The 18,154-nt window shown below is 42.2% G+C and carries 16 protein-coding genes and 1 tRNA gene; 12 read left to right on the top strand and 5 right to left on the bottom strand.

Annotation, left to right across the window (positions count from 1 at the left end; genetic code table 11):
• Positions 1-13 precede the first annotated feature (13 nt).
• The 4 genes from EDC16_RS03325 to EDC16_RS12660 all read right to left on the bottom strand — a co-directional run bounded on the left by EDC16_RS03325 (position 14) and on the right by EDC16_RS12660 (position 4,301).
• Positions 14-1,489, bottom strand: coding sequence for a TrkH family potassium uptake protein (locus EDC16_RS03325; protein WP_232517251.1), 1,476 nt, complete (start codon positions 1,487-1,489; stop codon positions 14-16).
• Between the two features lie 255 nt (positions 1,490-1,744).
• Positions 1,745-2,485, bottom strand: coding sequence for a Fic family protein (locus tag EDC16_RS03330; protein ID WP_132965373.1), 741 nt, complete (start codon positions 2,483-2,485; stop codon positions 1,745-1,747).
• A 130-nt stretch (positions 2,486-2,615) separates the two neighbouring features.
• Positions 2,616-3,878: a tyrosine-type recombinase/integrase gene (locus EDC16_RS03335; RefSeq protein ID WP_132965374.1), complete on the bottom strand. Its 1,263-nt coding sequence runs from the start codon at positions 3,876-3,878 to the stop codon at positions 2,616-2,618.
• 328 nt (positions 3,879-4,206) lie between these two features.
• Positions 4,207-4,301 (bottom strand) — tRNA-Sec (locus tag EDC16_RS12660).
• A gap of 98 nt (positions 4,302-4,399) precedes the next feature.
• Here EDC16_RS12660 and selA point away from each other — a divergent pair.
• The 9 genes from selA (at position 4,400) to EDC16_RS03380 (ending at position 14,463) form a co-directional block, all read left to right on the top strand.
• Positions 4,400-5,791 (top strand): L-seryl-tRNA(Sec) selenium transferase, encoded by a 1,392-nt coding sequence (gene selA / locus EDC16_RS03340; protein WP_132965375.1) that lies wholly within the window; start codon positions 4,400-4,402, stop codon positions 5,789-5,791.
• Complete coding sequence (selB, locus tag EDC16_RS03345; protein ID WP_132965376.1) at positions 5,788-7,662, top strand: selenocysteine-specific translation elongation factor; 1,875 nt, start codon at positions 5,788-5,790, stop codon at positions 7,660-7,662. The genes selA and selB overlap by 4 nt, the downstream gene beginning before the upstream one ends.
• A gap of 81 nt (positions 7,663-7,743) precedes the next feature.
• The gene (gene def, locus EDC16_RS03350; protein ID WP_132965378.1) at positions 7,744-8,250 is read left to right on the top strand and encodes a peptide deformylase; all 507 of its coding nucleotides are present in this window, start codon (positions 7,744-7,746) and stop codon (positions 8,248-8,250) included.
• Positions 8,251-8,330: 80 nt separating this feature from the next.
• Positions 8,331-9,290 (top strand): methionyl-tRNA formyltransferase, encoded by a 960-nt coding sequence (gene fmt / locus EDC16_RS03355; protein WP_132965380.1) that lies wholly within the window; start codon positions 8,331-8,333, stop codon positions 9,288-9,290.
• A 21-nt stretch (positions 9,291-9,311) separates the two neighbouring features.
• A complete protein-coding gene (gene rsmB / locus EDC16_RS03360) occupies positions 9,312-10,613 on the top strand; it encodes a 16S rRNA (cytosine(967)-C(5))-methyltransferase RsmB (protein WP_132965382.1) in 1,302 nt (433 codons plus the stop codon).
• Positions 10,614-10,627: 14 nt separating this feature from the next.
• Complete coding sequence (trkA, locus tag EDC16_RS03365; RefSeq protein WP_132965384.1) at positions 10,628-12,004, top strand: Trk system potassium transporter TrkA; 1,377 nt, start codon at positions 10,628-10,630, stop codon at positions 12,002-12,004.
• Between the two features lie 183 nt (positions 12,005-12,187).
• Positions 12,188-12,586 (top strand): large-conductance mechanosensitive channel protein MscL, encoded by a 399-nt coding sequence (mscL, locus tag EDC16_RS03370; RefSeq protein ID WP_132965386.1) that lies wholly within the window; start codon positions 12,188-12,190, stop codon positions 12,584-12,586.
• Between the two features lie 173 nt (positions 12,587-12,759).
• A complete protein-coding gene (locus EDC16_RS12805) occupies positions 12,760-13,458 on the top strand; it encodes a c-type lysozyme inhibitor (RefSeq protein WP_232517252.1) in 699 nt (232 codons plus the stop codon).
• A gap of 9 nt (positions 13,459-13,467) precedes the next feature.
• A complete protein-coding gene (locus EDC16_RS03380; protein ID WP_132965387.1) occupies positions 13,468-14,463 on the top strand; it encodes an FUSC family protein in 996 nt (331 codons plus the stop codon).
• Positions 14,464-14,472: 9 nt separating this feature from the next.
• Here EDC16_RS03380 and EDC16_RS03385 read toward each other — a convergent pair whose 3' ends face one another.
• Positions 14,473-15,186 carry a FadR/GntR family transcriptional regulator gene (locus EDC16_RS03385; RefSeq protein WP_132965389.1) on the bottom strand — a complete coding sequence of 238 codons (714 nt, stop codon included), beginning with the start codon at positions 15,184-15,186 and terminating at the stop codon, positions 14,473-14,475.
• A 216-nt stretch (positions 15,187-15,402) separates the two neighbouring features.
• On the opposite strand from EDC16_RS03385, the gene EDC16_RS03390 reads away from it, so the two are divergent.
• Genes EDC16_RS03390 through dgoD form a run of 3 tightly spaced genes read left to right on the top strand, consistent with a single transcriptional unit; the run spans position 15,403 to position 18,118 of the window.
• Positions 15,403-16,308, top strand: coding sequence for a 2-dehydro-3-deoxygalactonokinase (locus tag EDC16_RS03390; protein ID WP_132965391.1), 906 nt, complete (start codon positions 15,403-15,405; stop codon positions 16,306-16,308).
• Positions 16,305-16,952, top strand: coding sequence for a 2-dehydro-3-deoxy-6-phosphogalactonate aldolase (locus EDC16_RS03395; protein ID WP_132965393.1), 648 nt, complete (start codon positions 16,305-16,307; stop codon positions 16,950-16,952). The genes EDC16_RS03390 and EDC16_RS03395 overlap by 4 nt, the downstream gene beginning before the upstream one ends.
• A 17-nt stretch (positions 16,953-16,969) precedes the next feature.
• Positions 16,970-18,118 carry a galactonate dehydratase gene (gene dgoD / locus EDC16_RS03400; protein WP_132965395.1) on the top strand — a complete coding sequence of 383 codons (1,149 nt, stop codon included), beginning with the start codon at positions 16,970-16,972 and terminating at the stop codon, positions 18,116-18,118.
• The last annotated feature ends 36 nt before the right edge of the window (positions 18,119-18,154 follow it).

Consider the following 18,154-nt stretch of genomic DNA (forward strand, 5'->3'; position numbering starts at 1 on the left):
CCTGGTTAAACTATTACATTTTCCAATATCTCGGAAACAGTAGTACCAACATTGTGGTAATTTCTAATCGTCCTAACAACATGCCGATCGACATCAGCCATTTGGCTATTTCCGGAATGTTGGCAAAATTGCCACTGGGTCCGACCGACGGGCCTAATCCCGGCCCAACATTGCCGATTGCAGTTGCGGCACTGCTGAGCGCCTCTAATGAGTCCATTCCGCTGATTGCCAATAATACACTTAATATAAAGATACTGATGAAATAACAAAATATGAAGGTGATTATCGCAAATAAAGTGTTATTTTGTACTTTTTTACCGTTATATTGCAGCAAATGTACACTGTTCGGATGAACTAATGTTTGAATTTGAATTTTTAACAAACTGAAAATAATTTGAAAACGGAAAATTTTAATGCCACCGGCAGTCGATCCGGAACAGCCACCGATCAAAAAAGCAAATGCAAAAATGATTGTGGTAGCGCTAGTCCAGGTATCAAAATTGACTAAGGTAAAACCACTGGTAGATAAGATATTGATTAACGAGAAAAAACTGAAACGTAAACTGTCGTTAAAATTAAAAATATGCTGCTGGTAAAGGTATCCGGTTAAAAATAAACCGGTGACCACAATAAACAGCGTAAAGCCGACAATTTGTTGGTTATAGGCGATGATTTTAAAATTTCGTTTTTGGGCGGCTTGTAAAAAGAGTAAAAAAGGCAATGATCCTAAAAACATAAATAATGCACAAACCCATTGCGCAGCGTTGGAATAATCTGCCAACCCGGCATCGCGGGTTGAAAAACCGCCGGTAGAAAGTGCGGCAAAACTATGGTTTATCGCGTCAAAAAAAGACATTCCGCTCAACATAAAAGCAACAATGGATAAAACTGTCAGCAAAATATAGATTCGAATAATATTTTTAGCGATATCTTTAGTATGCGGGGTACTTTTCTCCGACCAATCTGAGGATTCGCTACGAAATAATGTCATACCGCCGACATTTAAAAACGGCAGAATCGCCACCGCCATCACGATCATCCCCAATCCGCCAATCCATTGCAATGTGGAGCGCCACATTAACAAACTTGGCGCGGTGTTATTCAAATTGCTTAAGACACTGGATCCGGTGGTGGTTAAGCCTGACATCGTTTCAAAATAAGCATCTGTCAAAGAGATATGTTTAATAAAAATAAACGGTAAGGCACTAAAAAGTCCGACAACCACCCAAATTAAGGTGGTCATCAGCAACATATCTTTTACCCGAAGTGCCATATTGATCGGTTTTTTCCAAGTCAGCAGAAACGAAAAGAAAAGAATGATGACAAATGATTGGCTGAATTCAGCTAATCCGTCACCGTTGGTGACAAGTGCGGTAATGATTGGTAACAGCAATAAATAGGCAATTTTATTCAGTACTGAACCTAGTGTGTAAAGGATAAAGGCTGAATTAAACATCATGAAGTTTATCGATTGGCTGAGATTTGCCATAGATTACGCCAACGAATCAGAAAAGCAAATTTATTGGTTTAAGTGATATGACAAATCAATTTTTATAGAAGTGTAGTGATCCACTAATTTCAAAATGCGGTAACGGATGTAAAAGATTATGTAATATAATTACACCCGTCCGCGTCGCTACAATAATGGCTTACCGTCCGTTTTTACAAAAATAACTTATTCGGGGTTGTTGAATTAGTGGATCACTACAATCCGCACCTAGCCGCATTCAATTAGATTAAATGGTTAATTGCTTAAAATCGCAATATATCGTTCTAACTCTGCTATCTCATAACCCGCCACCAACGATAGAAATTCCGTTGGTTGTTGCTGTTGGTAGTAGTCATCGAAACATTGATAGTATTTTGCTCTGTCGCTGAATTTAATATCAATCGGTAAATAACCGCACTTCATCAATTCAAAATTCAACAATAGCCGCCCGGTGCGTCCGTTACCGTCGATAAACGGGTGAATGCTTTCAAAGGCTAAATGTAGCCATGCGATTGCCTCTATCGGGTGTTGCTGCTGTAGTTTCTCGGCATAATCGGCAACTAATGCGCCCATTTGTTCAGCGATTAAGTGCGGTTGTGCCGGCTCATTGTCTGCCCCCATGATCCGCACCGGAACACGCCTATATACGCCTTTATTCTCTGCGTCATTCATCAGTACCAACGAATGAATCTCTTTAATGATACGCTCGGTCAATGGTTCACGGCTTGCCACCAGCTCAAACAGATAATTAAAAGCGTCTTTGTAGCCGATAACCTCTAAATGCTCTTTGATGGATTTTTCAGCGATGGTGATACCGTCACGCAAAATTAAGGCGGTTTCCCGCAGTGTCAGCGTGTTGCCCTCAATAGCATTTGAGTTGTAGGAAGATTCGATAATAAATTCTTCTTGCAGCCGTTTTAACTCTGCTGCACTCAAAGGGTGCAATGCAGGCAATTTATTTTTTAACTCGTCAATGCGTTGTAGTTGATCTGCCATTTTATCAGCCTAGCCATGCTCAATTATATTCCTCTTGTATAACTATACATTGTGAATATATTTTTAACTAAGTTTCGTCATATTTAACCATAATTGCGCATACTGTACAAGCATACAGTTAATTTATTGATTAGATGACTATTGGCGCTGGTGCTTGGCTCTCTACATAGTCCGCCCACTGTTGCAGCATTTCCGCCCTCTGTTTCAGGTACAACGATTTATCATAGGTGCGGCGGATTTGGTTTTTATCCTTGTTCTGCTTGTGTGATAACGCCCTTTCTATCCAGTCCGCTTTATAATCCTGCTCGTTCAATGAAGTGCTGAATAAATGCCTTATGCCGTGCGTAGTCAGCTTGTTTTCGCCAATGCCCTTGATGATCGCCTTGCGCATAGCTTCAATCGTCAAATGCCCGCTCTTGGCGTTAAAACTGGCAAATACAAATTCACCGTTCATATCAAGTGCGGTCTGAATGGCTTTCAGTTTGCTGAAAATGGCGGTGGCTTGGCGTGATAGTGTCACGGTATGCAATCGCCCCTCGGGTAGATTTTTGTTCCCTTTCTGCACTCGGTACTGCCACAACTGATTTTCTAAATCGATATCTTGCCATTTCGCTCTAGCAATTTCGGACGGTCTGCCGCCAGTCAGCAGCACCAGCATAACCGCATAGAATGACAGCGGATTAAATCGCCCCTTATCTCTGGCGGCATAAAATCCATGTAGAAAGGTTTTCAGCTCTTCCAGTTGAATCGTTTTCATGCCTTGGCTCACAGGCTTATCAAACTCTTTGCCAATCTCTGCTAGTGGGTTGTGGCTGATCATGCCCCTGTGTAACGTGTAGCGCATAACGTTGTTCACGTTGTTAATTATCTTTTTCACGGTTTCCAACTTGCCAGCCTTTTCCAATGGCTTAAATGCGTTGATGGCAATAAGGGGGGTTATTTCACTAATCGGATAATCGCCTAGCGCTGGCAGAATATGCCGTTCAAACATTGCCCAAGTGTCTTCCGCTGTCCGTTCTGAGTAATTGGCTTTCTGCTTGCGATCATTGAACCATTCTTGCGCCAAACGCTTAAAAGTGCGGTTTTTGCTGTCGGCTTCGGTTTGCTCTAACTGCCTGCGGTGTTCCTGTGGATCGATATTCAGCACCAGCAAGGCATTATATTCATCTCGTATCTTGCGTGCTTCAATCAGTGATAAATCAGGGTAGCGCCCTAGGCTCATTTTTAGACGTTTTTTCGTGTACGGCTGCACATAGATAAAGCGCCATAATTTTCCCCCTTTGGGTGATACCAGTAAATGCAATCCGCCACCATCAGAAAGTAAATATTCTTTCGCTTTGGGTTTGGAGTTCTTGATCTCGGAATCAATAAGCGGTATTACTCTTCTAGCCATATATAACAAGCCTTTCGGTGATTTTAGTTCCCTGTATAAAAAATTATAGTTCCCTATTTTTTGCCTTTTGTTCCCTTTTAAAACTCTATTTTTTATCTTTTAATTCAAATGATTATGGTGTTTTAGTTCCCTATTTTTTTCAGGAAAATAGCACTTTTTGGGAGTAGATTTAGGGAGTTGGGCAAATAGTATAGATCAGGGAACTAAAAAAGTAACAAAGAATGATTAATCATGACGAACTATAACGAATGGATTTTAGAAGAAAGCTTGATTTTACTGGGTTTTATCGGGTGAAATGATGAAGTATGAGGAGGTATGATTAATGAGTTGGCGGAAGATCATGGGAGTTGAACCCACCCGAGACTGCTGGCAGCCTCAACAGGATTTGAAGTCCTGCCGCTTCACCGGAAACGACGATCTTCCTTTGATTTTTGCGTTCGGTAGCAATATTGTACTGAATTTTAATTAAAATAGCATTAAAATCAAATCATTCTACCATGATAATTTTAACCGGTGCTGCTATGAATCCTCTTTATCGCTTATTGCCTTCCGTTGACAAAATATTGAGTACGCCGCAAGGAGAGCTGCTGATTGACCGTTTTGGGCATTCGGCGGTGGTGAATCAGTTGCGCAGTCTGCTGCAACAAGCACGTTTACATATTCAGCAGCAACAGCAATTGCCGCGCTATTTCAGTGATTTTTCAGTGTTGTATAAAAAACTGAGTCATGATTTGCAATTGCAGCGGCAGGTCGCGATTAAAAAAGTTCATAATCTGACCGGCACCGTTTTGCATACCAATTTGGGGCGAGCGTTGTGGGGCGAAGCAGCACAGCAGGCAGCGTTGGCGGCGATGCGCGAAAATGTGGCGTTGGAGTTTGATTTACAGCAGGGCAAACGCAGTCACCGCGATAATTTTATCAGTGAATTGCTGGCTCAATTGTGTGGGGCGCAAGCAGCTTGTATCGTCAATAATAATGCTGCAGCAGTGTTGTTATTATTGGCGACATTTGCTTCGGGTAAAGAGGTGATTATTTCCCGTGGCGAGTTGATCGAAATCGGTGGTGCATTTCGTATTCCTGATATTATGCAGCAAGCCGGCTGCAAGCTAGTGGAGGTGGGTACCACCAATCGCACTTGTTTAGCCGATTATCGACACAATATTACTGAAAATACCGCACTTTTAATGAAAGTTCATTGCAGTAACTACCAAATTTGCGGTTTCACCGCAAGTGTTGCCGAAGCGGAATTAGCACAATTAGCACGGCAACACGGCTTGCCGTTGATCAGTGATTTGGGCAGCGGTGCGTTGCTTGATTTAAGCCGCTACGGACTGCCTGCAGAGCCGACGCCACAAAAGATGTTGGCTGACGGGGTTGATTTGGTCTCATTTTCCGGTGATAAACTACTGGGCGGACCACAAGCCGGGATTATTGTCGGCAGCAAAGCGCTGATCGACCGCTTACAACAGCATCCGCTGAAACGGGTTTTGCGCTGTGACAAAGTGATCTTAGCAGGCTTGGAAGCCACATTACGCGACTATCTTTTTGCGGATACCTTAACCACAACCAATCCAACCTTGCGTTTGCTAACTCAGAATTTAGATGAATTACAGCAAGTTGCTGAGTTACTGTTACAAAAACTACAAGAAAAACTGAGTGCTGACTATCAGCTGCAAATCGAATCCAGTTCGGCACAGATCGGTAGTGGATCGCAACCGCTGCACCGTATTCCGTCACTTGCGGTGACGCTGCAACCGCACTCGGGAAAAAATGAGGAGTTAATGCAGTTGATCCGCTCGTTGAAACAGCTCAGTCAGCCGATTATCGGACGAATCGAACAGCAAAAATTGTGGCTTGATCTACGCAGCGTTGCCAATCCGCAACAACTTTTAACTATTTTGGACGAACTATGATTATTGTCAGCGCCGGGCATGTTGATCACGGCAAAACCGCACTTATTCATGCCTTGACGGGCACCGACACCACCCATTTGCCGGAAGAAAAAAAACGCGGCATGACGATTGATTTAGGCTATGCCTATCTGCCGTTGGCCAATGGCAACGTTTTGGGATTTATTGATGTGCCGGGGCATGAACGCTTTTTATCCAATATGCTTGCCGGACTGGGCGGCGTGGATTATGCCATGCTGGTTATCGCTGCCGATGAAGGCATCAAACCGCAAACCGACGAACATTTAATCTTGCTCAAGTTATTGGATTTTAAACAAATTATCTTAGTGATCACCAAAGCGGACAAGGTTACAGAAGCACAAGTTGTTCAACTGCAACAAACGCTGTTCCAGCGCTATCCGTTTTTGGCGCAAAGCAGTGATAAAAGTGCGGTTTTTGTTACTTCTACGCTGTCTGGACAGGGGATTACTGAACTGCGAGATTACCTTGCCACCCTGGTGGACAGCCAGCAAAGCGAGCAGCCGTTCCGCTATGCGATTGACCGGGTTTTTCACATTAAAGGTGCCGGAAAAGTCGTGACAGGTACTGCGTTTGCAGGACAAGTGGTGTTGGATGATACGCTGTTTTTATCCACCAATTTGAAACAAGCGCTGCGGGTGAAAAATATCCATGCGCAAAATCAAGCAGCACAGCAGGGCCAGGCAGGACAACGTTTAGCCATTAATCTTGGTGCTGCAGAGCAACACAAAATTGAACGAGGCGACTGGTTGTTTTCGCATCATCAAGCCTATAGCAGTGATCGGATCACTTTGTTACTGGATCCGATTCAAACCTTGAAAGCCAGTCAGCCAATTCACCTTTACCATGCAGCCGCCCACACAGTCGGCAAATTGACCCTGTTGCAACAAAATGTGGCGGCAAGTGGTGAAAAAGTGTTGGCGGAAGTGGTATTGCAAGAGCCGTTGTTTTTACTGTTTGGCGATAAGTTGATTCTCCGCAGCGGCGACAACAAGCAGACGCTTGCCGGGGCGAAAGTGCTGGAAATCAATTCACCGGCACGTTATAAACGCAGCGAAATGCGCTTGGCGTATTTGTGGCAGTTGGCAAACAGCCAAAACAGCCAGCAACGTTTGGCGTTGTATTTGCAGCAGGGTTGCGTGGATAAAAGTGCGGTCTGCTGGTTGGAACAGCTAACTGATCCACAATTTTCACAACTGCAACAACAACTTGATTTTGAAAGAGTGCGTCAATATCTGTTTGATCAAGATTATCGGCAGCAACAGCAGCAACGGCTGTTGCAAGCCGTACAGCTTTACCACCAGCAACACACTGATCAATTGGGGATTTCCAAAGCCCGCTTGCAGCGCATGGCGTGTTTGAAGCAGCCGATTGAATTGATTTACCATTTGATTGAGGCATTGCTCGACGCTGGGCTGCTGGCACAAACCCGTGGTTGGATACATCTGCCCGATCATAAAATTGAATTCACCAGTGACGAACAACAGCTATGGCAGCAGGTTAAGCCGATTTTCAGCGCCGATAAACAAGCACTTTGGGTGCGCGATTTAGGCAAAATGCTGGCGGTGGACGAGCAACAAATGCGTAATTTTTTATATAAAGCCGGTAAGCTCGGCTATTTGACTGCCATCATCAAAGACCGTTTTTTCCTGAGTGAAACCGTTGTGGCGTATGCTAGCCAAATTAAACAGCATATTCAACAGCACGGTGCAATTTCAGTGAATGAATTGCGTGATCAGCTGCAATTCGGGCGTAAAATGACAGTGCAATTGATCGAGTATTTTGATAAGTGCGGTTTTTTGCGACGCAAAGGGGATGTGCATTTGTTGCGTGACGGCGATATTTTTGAAGCTTAACCGCACTTTTATTCCTTTATGCTTAAAAAATGGCTAAAATAAACGATTAACAGTTTTTATCCGCAAGAGTAAGAGAGATTTATGAGTATTTTAACCGTATTAAAATACCCCGATGAACGCCTGCGCAATAAAGCGGCGTTGGTGGACAAGGTTGACGATGCAGTGGGTACGATTATTGATGATATGTTCGACACCATGTATCACGACGAAGGTATCGGCTTGGCAGCCACCCAAGTGGATATTCACCGTCAAATTATCGTGATTGATATTGAAGGCGATAAACAGCAGCAAATCGTGCTGATTAATCCTGAAATTTTGACCTCCTCCGGTGAAACCGGGATTGAAGAGGGCTGTTTGTCGATTCCCGGCTGCCGTGGTTTAGTGCCGCGCAAAGAAAAAGTGACGGTGAAAGCGTTAGATCGCAACGGTAACACCTTTACTTTAGAGGCTGATGAGCTGTTGGCAATCTGTATTCAGCATGAAATCGACCACTTAAACGGCGTGTTGTTTGTTGATTATTTATCACCGTTGAAAAGACAGCGGATCAAGCAAAAAATGGAAAAACAAAACCGTTTAAATGCAAAATAAAGCCGGTCAATAGCCTCTCGATTGAGAGGTTATTTGTTTTATCTCAATATCCTGACAATTTTTAGATGGCGTAGTACATTATGCAAAAACCCTTGAATATTATCTTCGCCGGTACGCCGGATTTTGCCGCACAACATTTGCAGGCGTTACTCAACAGCCCACACAAGGTGGTTGCGGTTTATACCCAACCGGATAAACCCGCCGGTCGTGGCAAAAAATTACAGCAAAGTGCGGTCAAACAGCTGGCAGAACAGCATAATTTGCCGCTTTATCAACCAAAATCGCTGCGTAATAGCGAAGTACAACAGCAATTGGCGGCGCTGAAAGCGGATGTGATGGTGGTGGTGGCATACGGTTTACTGCTGCCGCAAGCGGTGTTGGATGCCCCACGTTTCGGTTGCTTGAATGTGCACGGTTCGTTATTGCCCCGTTGGCGAGGGGCAGCACCGATTCAAAGAGCGGTTTGGGCTGGCGATGTGGAAAGTGGCGTGACGATTATGCAGATGGATATTGGTTTGGATAGTGGCGATATGCTGCATAAAGTCCGTTGTCCGCTGGCTGGCGATGAAACGTCGGCATCACTGTATCAAAAACTGGCGCAAATTGCGCCGAATGCGTTGCTTGAGGTGTTGAACGGCTTGCAAGGCAAGCAATTTAAGCCGGAAAAACAAGATGAGGCGTATAGCAACTATGCGCAGAAATTAAGCAAAGAAGAAGCCAAGCTGGATTGGCAGCTGTCGGCGGCACAATTGGAACGCTGTATTCGCGCGTTTAATCCGTGGCCGATCAGCTATTTAGTCACGCAAGACAGCAATCAACAAACGCAAAGCGTCAAAGTTTATCAGGCGCAAGTGTTGCCGTCGGTTGAAAAACAGCCCGGTACGATTTTGGCGGCGGATAAACAGGGAATTCAGATTGCCACTGCTGATGGGGTGCTGAATTTAACGTTGTTGCAACCGGCAGGGAAAAAACCGATGACCGCGCAGGAGTTATTGAATTCTCGTCGTGATTGGTTCCCGCTCGGCACGGTTTTAGCCTAAAGAGGGTTTGGAATAAATTAAATGAAGCAGATTAAAAAAACCTTATCGGTCAGAGCGGTTGCCGCCCAAATTTTATTGCAGGTATTGGATCAAGGCAAATCGCTGTCAGCTTTGCTGCCTGACATGGCAAACCAAGTTAAACCGCAAGATCAACCACTATTACAAGAAATCTGCTTTGGCGTTTGTCGAGTGTTGCCACGCTTGGAGCGGATTATCGCTTTATTGGTGCAAAAACCGCTGAAGGGCAAAACCCGGATTGTGCATTGTTTGCTGTTGGTGGGGCTGTACCAATTGTTGTATATGCGCATTCCGCCACATGCGGCAGTTGATGAAGTGGTGAATGCGGCAAGTGCCTTAAAAAACGACAGTTTTCGTTCGTTGCTCAATGGCGTGTTGCGGCGTTTTTTGCGTGAGCAGGCGGAAATTTTAGCCACCGTGGATAAACATTGGCAAACCTTGCACCCCGAATGGCTGGTTAACCGTTTGAAGCAAGATTACCCGCAAGATTGGCGTGAAATCGTTGAAGCCAATAATCAAAAACCGCCGATGTGGCTGCGGGTGAATTCGCAACATTGCTCAACACAAGACTATTTGGAGCGGTTAATTCAGCAAGGCATTCAAGCCGAAATTTGCCCTGAGCAGCCGGCTTGTGCGATTCGCTTGCAAAGTGCGGTCAGCGTTAATCAGCTACCGCACTTTGAGCAAGGTTGGGTTACGGTGCAAGACAGCCATGCCCAATGGGCAGGATTACTGCTACAACCGCAAAATCATGAATTGATTTTAGATGCCTGTGCTGCACCGGGCGGCAAAACCACGCATATTTTGGAGTTGGCACCACTGGCGCAAGTGATCGCTTTAGATGTGGAAGCGCATCGTTTGCAACGGGTTGAGCAAAACTTGCAACGGCTAAATCAACAGGCTGAAGTGATCTGTGGTGATGCCAGTCAGCCGCAACAGTGGCTGGCTGACGGGGTGATGTTTGATCGAATTTTGCTCGATGCGCCTTGCTCTGCAACCGGGGTTATTCGTCGTCATCCAGATATTAAATGGCTGCGCCGTGAACAAGATATTGAGGCGTTGAGTGCGCTGCAACAGCAAATTTTGACCGCACTTTGGGCACGTTTAAAGGTTGGTGGCACTTTGTTATATGCGACTTGTTCGGTGTTGAAGCAGGAAAATCAACAGCAAATCGACCATTTTTTAGCACAGCATTGCGATGCAAAACTGGAAGCCATTTTTGGACAATCCTCTGTTATGCAATTTTTCCCACAACAACAGGGCGGTGACGGCTTCTTTTATGCTAAATTAATCAAAAGGGCTTAATTTAGGGATAGGCTATGAAAATCATTATTCTTGGTGCTGGTCAAGTTGGTGGAACCTTGGCAGAAAATCTGGTCAGTGAAGATAACGATATTACGGTGATCGACAACAATTCCGAACGCTTGAATCATCTGCAAGACAAATTCGATTTGCGCGTCATTCTGGGCAATGCGTCCTCGCCTAGAGTGTTGCGTGAAGCCGGTGCCGCCGATGCCGATATGCTGGTGGCGGTCACCAGTTCCGATGAAACGAATATGGTTGCCAGTCAAATTGCCTATACGTTGTTCGGAACGCCAAGTAAAATTGCCCGAATCCGTGAAAATGAATATCTGCGCGAGAAAGAGCGCTTGTTCCAGCCGGATGTAATTCCTATCGATCATATTATCGCCCCGGAAAAATTGGTGATTGACGATATTGCACGTTTAATCGATTATCCCGGCGCCTTGCAAATCGCCCATTTTGCCGATGGACGCATCAGTCTGGTGGCGGTTAAAGCCTATTATGGTGGCCCATTGGTCGGCTACGCAATTTCGGCGTTGAAAGAGCATCTACCTCATTTGGATGCAAGGATTGTGTCGATCACCCGTCAAGAACGGGCTATTCGTCCACAAGCTTCGACTATTATTGAAGCGGGCGATGAAGTGGTGTTTATCTGTGCCACGCCGCATATTCGCGCCGTGATGAGTGAATTGCAGCGTTTGGAGCGCCCTTATCGGCGTGTGATGATTATCGGTGGCGGCAATATTGGTGCCGGTTTGGCAAAATATTTAGAAGACCGCTGTCGGGTTAAACTGATTGAGCGCAACCCGCAGCGGGCAGAGCAGTTGGCAGAAAAATTGTCTAAAACCTTGGTCTTTGCTGGTGACGCTTCTGATCAAGCATTGTTGTTTGAAGAGCATATCGAGAATATTGATGTGTTCATTGCGCTGACCAGTGATGATGAAGCTAATATCATGGCGGCGTTGTTGGCAAAACGCTTAGGGGCAGCCAAAGCAATGGTGTTGATTCAACGGATTGCTTATTTAAATCTGATTCAGGGCGGCACCATTGATATCGGTTTTTCACCGCAGCAGGCTACTATTTCAGCATTATTGGGGCATGTACGCAAAGGTGATGTACGCAATGTGGTGGCGTTGCGTAAAGGCAATGCCGAAGCGATAGAGCTGGTGGCGCACGGTGATGTCGACACTTCGAATATCGTCGGGCGAAAAATTGCGGCACTGAAACTGCCGGCAGGTTGTATTATTGGGGCGATCTTGCGTGGCGAAGAGGTGATTATTGCCCATAACCATGTGGTGATTGAAGACAATGATCATGTGGTGCTGTTTTTAAGTGATAAAAAACAAGTTCCTGATATTGAAAAACTCTTTTTGCCTACGCCATTTTTTATTTGATTTGGCATCATGAGTGGAATAAATAAGCAATATAACCTATTTTATATTGCTTATTTATCAATATTATCATTAACGATAAAAAACGATTTTATCGAAATATAACTTTACATTTAAAACGTTATAACTATAATACCGCCCATCAATTGATTTGATGTTATTTTATACAAACACAAGGATTATTTTATGAGTATGATTAAAGAGTTTCGCGAATTTGCCATGCGTGGCAATGTGGTTGATATGGCTGTCGGTGTGATTATCGGTGGGGCTTTCGGCAAAATTGTCAGTTCATTGGTTGGCGATATTGTGATGCCGGTACTGGGCATTTTCACCGGTGGTGTTGATTTTAAAGACTTAAATATTGTATTACAGCAAGCTGTTGGTGAGACACCGGCTGTGACGTTAAACTACGGTGCATTTATTCAAAACGTATTTGATTTTGTCATTATTGCTTTTGCAATCTTTATGATGATTAAAGCGTTGAATAAATTAAAACGTGAAAAACCGGCCGAAGAAGAAGCACCGGCAGAACCGTCAAATGAAGAAAAATTATTGACAGAAATTCGTGATTTATTGAAAAAATAATTAAAAGATATGCTTTTGATAACCCTTTCGGTTGATACCGAAAGGGTTTTTTTGTTATTTTTTGATCGAAAGTTACAACCAAACCGCACTTTGACTTGTCTAACTTTTTATCATCGCTGTATTGATGATGAACTTAATTTAAATAATCATTATTAAAAATAAGGAGTTTGATAATGCAATTATCAACAGTAATCAAAAAAGTATTCTTGGCAGTGTTTACTGCGACCGCGTTTTTATCCACGGTTCCGGCAGCGTTAGCTGCTAATGATAAACCAACAGTTGCTAAAACCGTACAATTTAAAAAAGGTGAAAGTTCAGCAAGTTATAAAGGGCGTGTGAAAGGCTATAACTATGACAGCTATTATTTTACCGCTAAGAAAGGGCAAGTGTTGAACGCAGTGCTCGACAGCAACGCCCATGCCGAAATGGTGCTGTTTGATCGTAACGATTATGTGGTGGGTGACAGCTATGTGCTGCCGGAAAGTGGTAAATATGAAGTACGGGTTTTCCAAATGCGGACTTTTGCTCGTCGTGGCATTGAATCGCCTTATACACTAAAAATAGAGATTACGGATCAAGCCAGCAAATCTCTAGCAGCGGAAGGTAAATCACAGGAAGTGAGTAAAGTGCTCTATGCCTGTCGTGATAACAAAGTATTGGATGTTGTGTACCTCAACACGTCAAACAACAGTTATGCGGTGATCAACCAGATGGGCGAGATGATACCGATGCAAAACATAGCGATGGCGTCAGGCGCAAACTATCAAGCCATCAATCCGGATTATGCTTATAAACTCTATACCAAAGGTAATACTGCAGATTTGGTCGGCGCCAATGACAGCCCGATTTTGAGTGATTGCCGCGCAGATTAATGTGGCAAAATGATGTTCTCTACTATGCCACTCAAACAACAGCTAGCAATATTACGGCAATGGTGTGGTGATATTTATTGGCGGGAAGCGATATTATGTGTTCCCGCCATTATTGTTGTTTTGGCATTCAGTTCATTGTTAAATCCAATTATGGCGGTGGTGATGATCAGCACCGCTTTTTCCGTTGGATTGGGGGCGTCACACACCTTGTGTTCAATGCGTTGGGGGGCGATGATTGTTGCGGTTGCCGGCATGGCATTGGCGGCATTTGCTGGCTCATTGCTCGGTTTTTATCCATCTGTAGTGATAGTGATAACCGCACTTTTAGCTGCAGCTTGTGCAGCTATTGCCAGTTATGACAACAATTGGTGGTGGGTCATGTTGCAGATCATCATTGCTTTTCTGGTCGCTTCATATTTCCCGAACCATCTAGAACATGCCGCTTTGCGCACCGTGTTTGTGCTATTGGGCGGCGCCTTACAAATTGGTTGTACCGTACTTTTAGCGCGGCTCATTCCTAACATTGCCGCTCCATTACCAACCACTAATCCGCTTGCCGGCAATCTCTCACTGCGTTTTGTCTGTGCCGGTGCAATTGCAGTTGCTTTGGCACTGTATACGGCACAAAGTATCAGTTTAAAAAATGATTACTGGGCACCTATGTCAGCTTTGCTAATCTTAAGGCCTACCTCCCAAGACTCCTTAAAACGTGGTATCAACCGTTTAACCGGAACCGTCATTGGCTGCTGCATCGCTACCCTGATTATTTATCTGTTTCATGACAATTTCGTAATTTTGTTGATCAGTTTGGTCATCACCGTTGGCCTGGCATTTGCAATGCAAAGAGCCCACTATGGAGTTTACAGCGGAACTGTTGCCGCCACTATCGTATTTTTGATCGCTGTTGGTCACGGCGACCCCATAGCCACCACCGAACACCGCTTAATCGCCACCCTGATCGGCGGTGCCATCGCAATTATTGTTGGACGGGTTTTGCGGGTTTGACAGGATTAGCTAAATATTTAACATAGCATTGTCAAAAGTACTGCCAAATGTTTTATTTATGGCTTCAAGAATAATATTTTTTGAGATTAATTTTGCTTTTTCAGAATCTCTCACCCTAATAGCTTCTAGTAATTTTTCATGAGATTTTAGAGCTGGTAATGTATTATCTATATGATCTTCCAGAGTTTTATTTAATGAAGTTAACATAGCAGTTGATAACATCCCTTCTAGTGAAGATAAAAAAGGATTTTTGCAGGCTCTAACTATTGCACGGTGAAAGTTAGTATCGCCTGATAAAAATAGGTTTCTATCATTTTTGTCGGCACCTTCTTGCATCATATTATAACCACTCTCAATGTCGGCTAAATCTTTTGCATTGGAGCTTATGGCTGCAATTGCACATATGCTGGGCTCGAAGGTCAATCTTGCTATTAATAAATTTTTAACAAATAGTGTATTCGTTTGAATTTTTGAGAAAAAATTCAATATATCAGCATCTAACCAATTCCACGACTCTAACTCATTTACAACACTTCTTTTTTTGGGTGCGATAGATATCAGTCCTTTATTGGCAATGGTTTGTAATGCCGCTCTCACTGAGGTACGAGAAACTGAAAACTCGTGGGATAAATCCATTTCTCCGGGAAGTATACTACCAACAGGATATTCACCAGACAGAATATTTTGGGTTAAAGCTTTGATAATTAGATTTGCTTTAGACATATCTTAATCCTTTTAATGTCATACAAGATTTTATTTTACTGTAAGTTATGATTTTTATCATCTCTTATTTGCCTTAATAAAAATTGTGATTTTGATCATAAATTTATCTATTTGATAAGGTAATCACACTTTTTATTAATAAAACTAGATCTTTGTCACAGAAAATGATCTGGTTTAAATTTAATATCTTGTCATACAAGATTTAAAGGGGAAATCATGACAAATTGGATAGCAATAGATTGGGGTACAACCAATTTCAGAGCTTTCTTGGTGAGTAAGAATGGCGAGGTAATAGAGAAAATTACAGCGGCAAAAGGCTTATTGTCCGTAGCCCAGGAAGAATATTCTTCAGTATTGCATGATCTGTTGCTCCCCTGGGAAAAGTATCAATTCAAAAAATTACCTATCGGTATGGCTGGTATGGTTGGTTCAAAGCAGGGATTGCTTGAAACCAATTATCTCCAGACACCAGTTAATTTCGAAAACTTACAAGAACATCTTGTAGAGGTAAAACTACCATGGAATTCGACAGCATTTATTGTTCCGGGTGTATCTTGTACTAATCCGTTTAATTTTTATGATGTGATGCGTGGCGAAGAAACTCAATTACTAGGGTTATCGTCTTTGACAGGACAAAAGGAGCTATCGGTTATTTTACCGGGAACGCATAGTAAACATGCTGTTATTAAGAATGGGATTTTGAAATATTTTACAACAGTCATGACAGGAGAGTTGTTTTCGTTATTAAAAAACAACAGTATTTTGCTAAAAAATTTACCAATACAAATCGATAATAGTGAAGCCTTTTTAAAGGGGGTTGATATTGGATATAAATCACCATTTAGTATCGCAATCTTTTCTACAAGAACATATCAACTATTTAATCAACTTACATTAGATTCTGTTGAAAGTTATTTATCCGGAATTGTTATCGGTAATGAGATTTCTGTATTGTCAAGGGCTAATAGCTATTATGTTGTTGGAGATAAGATAATATCAGAAAGGTACCTAAAAGCATTACAATATCTGAATAAAAACTCATTTTTTATAGATGGGGAGAGTTGCTTTTTGAATGGGATGAAAAATATTGTTTCTCATTATATTAAAAGGGTTTGGAAATGAAAAATATTTATTATGAATTAGTAAAAAGTCATTTACCTCTAGTTGCTATTTTAAGAGGAATAAAAACCGAAGAAGCCATAGAGTATGTGTCAAAATTAATTGAATTAGGTTATTTTTTTATAGAAGTTCCGTTAAATAGCCCAAATGCGTTACAAACGATAAAAATATTGAGTAATAAATTTGGTTCATATTGTTGTATTGGTGCTGGAACAGTGACTAATTTAGCGTTATTAATAGGCGCATTAAATAGTGGTGCACAATTAATAGTTACTCCAAATGTTAATCTGCAAGTGATTCAAGAAGCCAATAAAAATGACTGTGTTTTATTTACTGGTGTAATGACGCCTAGTGAAGCTTTTTCTGCTATAGATGCCGGTGCAAAAATACTTAAATTTTTTCCTGCGGATGTTTTAGGTTTTAATGGTTTTAAAGCAATAAAAAGTATTCTTCCTCCGGATATTCTTTGTTTTCCTGTTGGTGGAATTACAGCAGATTCAGAAAAAATCAATAAATATGTTGAATTAGGCGTAAATGGTTTTGGTTTGGGGAATTCTTTATATTATCCGGGTATAGAGTTGCATGATTTTATTAATGGTGCTAAAGAATTTGTTGATATATGGAATTCTGTTAAGAGATTAACTTAATAAAAGAGAGTGAATAAATGAAAATTATAGGATATGAAACTTTTATTGTTCCACCTCGTTGGGGATTTTTAAAAATTATTACAGATAGTGGTGTTGTTGGTTGGGGAGAGCCTTGTTTAGAAGGTAGAACGCATACTGTTCATTGTTGTGTTAATGAATTAATGGAATATCTAATTGGTAAAGATCCAAGAAATATAGAAGAGCATTGGAACGTATTATATCGCTCCTCATTTTATCGCGGCGGCCCGATTATGATGAGTGCTTTAGCCGGGATTGATCAAGCATTATGGGATATTAAGGGGAAACTATTGAATGCGCCGGTTTATCAATTGTTGGGTGGAAAATGTCGAGACCGTATCAGAATGTATTCTTGGATTGGCGGTGATAGACCCGATGATGTAGCGCGGATGGCAAAAGAAAGGCAGGAGTCTGGCTTTACGGCGATCAAGATGAATGCAACTGAAGAGCTTAATTTTATTGATGATTATTCAAAAATAGATGCTGTTATTGCCAGAGTACAAGCTATTCGTGATGTTGTTGGTAAAGATTTTGGTATTGGAGTGGATTTTCACGGAAGAGTACATAAGGCAATGGCAAAAGTGTTAATGAAAGAATTGGCACCTTTTGGTTTGATGTTTGTAGAAGAACCTGTTTTGGCTGAGCATCTCGATGCTATACATGAAATTGCACAATACGGTGCGATACCTATTGCAACTGGGGAAAGGATGTATTCTAGATGGGAATTTAAGACCTTGTTAGCCAAAGGAGGAGTGGATATTTTACAACCGGATGTTTCTCATTGTGGCGGAATTAGTGAAATAAGAAAAATTGCAACGATGGCTGAAGCTTATGATGTAGCGCTTGCGCCACATTGCCCTTTGGGGCCTATTGCTTTAGCTTCTTCATTACATATCGACACCGTTTGTCTTAATGCCGTAATTCAGGAACAGAGCGTTGGAATTCATTATAACCAGCAAAATGATGTTCTTGATTATATGCATAATAAAGATATTTTTAATTTTAAAGATGGATATTGTGAGCTTTTAAATGGGCCTGGATTAGGTGTTGATATCAATGAACAATTTATGAAACAACAAAATAAAATATCGCCAAAATGGAGAAATCCAATTTGGAGGAATAAAGATGGATCATTTGCTGAATGGTAATAAATAGCTTTACCCAAGATTATTTAATGGCTTTTA

The organism is Testudinibacter aquarius (genome assembly GCF_004342725.1).
In the GTDB taxonomy this organism is placed as follows: Bacteria; Pseudomonadota; Gammaproteobacteria; order Enterobacterales; family Pasteurellaceae; genus Chelonobacter; species Chelonobacter aquarius.

Bases quoted from the DNA above. Each gene is read 5' to 3' on its own strand.
- EDC16_RS03325 (WP_232517251.1), bottom strand. From the start codon at position 1,489: ATGGCAAATCTCAGCCAATCGATAAACTTCATGATGTTTAATTCAGCC.
- EDC16_RS03330 (WP_132965373.1), bottom strand. From the start codon at position 2,485: ATGGCAGATCAACTACAACGCATTGACGAGTTAAAAAATAAATTGCCT.
- EDC16_RS03335 (WP_132965374.1), bottom strand. From the start codon at position 3,878: ATGGCTAGAAGAGTAATACCGCTTATTGATTCCGAGATCAAGAACTCC.
- selA (WP_132965375.1), top strand. From the start codon at position 4,400: ATGAATCCTCTTTATCGCTTATTGCCTTCCGTTGACAAAATATTGAGT.
- selB (WP_132965376.1), top strand. From the start codon at position 5,788: ATGATTATTGTCAGCGCCGGGCATGTTGATCACGGCAAAACCGCACTT.
- def (WP_132965378.1), top strand. From the start codon at position 7,744: ATGAGTATTTTAACCGTATTAAAATACCCCGATGAACGCCTGCGCAAT.
- fmt (WP_132965380.1), top strand. From the start codon at position 8,331: ATGCAAAAACCCTTGAATATTATCTTCGCCGGTACGCCGGATTTTGCC.
- rsmB (WP_132965382.1), top strand. From the start codon at position 9,312: ATGAAGCAGATTAAAAAAACCTTATCGGTCAGAGCGGTTGCCGCCCAA.
- trkA (WP_132965384.1), top strand. From the start codon at position 10,628: ATGAAAATCATTATTCTTGGTGCTGGTCAAGTTGGTGGAACCTTGGCA.
- mscL (WP_132965386.1), top strand. From the start codon at position 12,188: ATGAGTATGATTAAAGAGTTTCGCGAATTTGCCATGCGTGGCAATGTG.
- EDC16_RS12805 (WP_232517252.1), top strand. From the start codon at position 12,760: ATGCAATTATCAACAGTAATCAAAAAAGTATTCTTGGCAGTGTTTACT.
- EDC16_RS03380 (WP_132965387.1), top strand. From the start codon at position 13,468: ATGATGTTCTCTACTATGCCACTCAAACAACAGCTAGCAATATTACGG.
- EDC16_RS03385 (WP_132965389.1), bottom strand. From the start codon at position 15,186: ATGTCTAAAGCAAATCTAATTATCAAAGCTTTAACCCAAAATATTCTG.
- EDC16_RS03390 (WP_132965391.1), top strand. From the start codon at position 15,403: ATGACAAATTGGATAGCAATAGATTGGGGTACAACCAATTTCAGAGCT.
- EDC16_RS03395 (WP_132965393.1), top strand. From the start codon at position 16,305: ATGAAAAATATTTATTATGAATTAGTAAAAAGTCATTTACCTCTAGTT.
- dgoD (WP_132965395.1), top strand. From the start codon at position 16,970: ATGAAAATTATAGGATATGAAACTTTTATTGTTCCACCTCGTTGGGGA.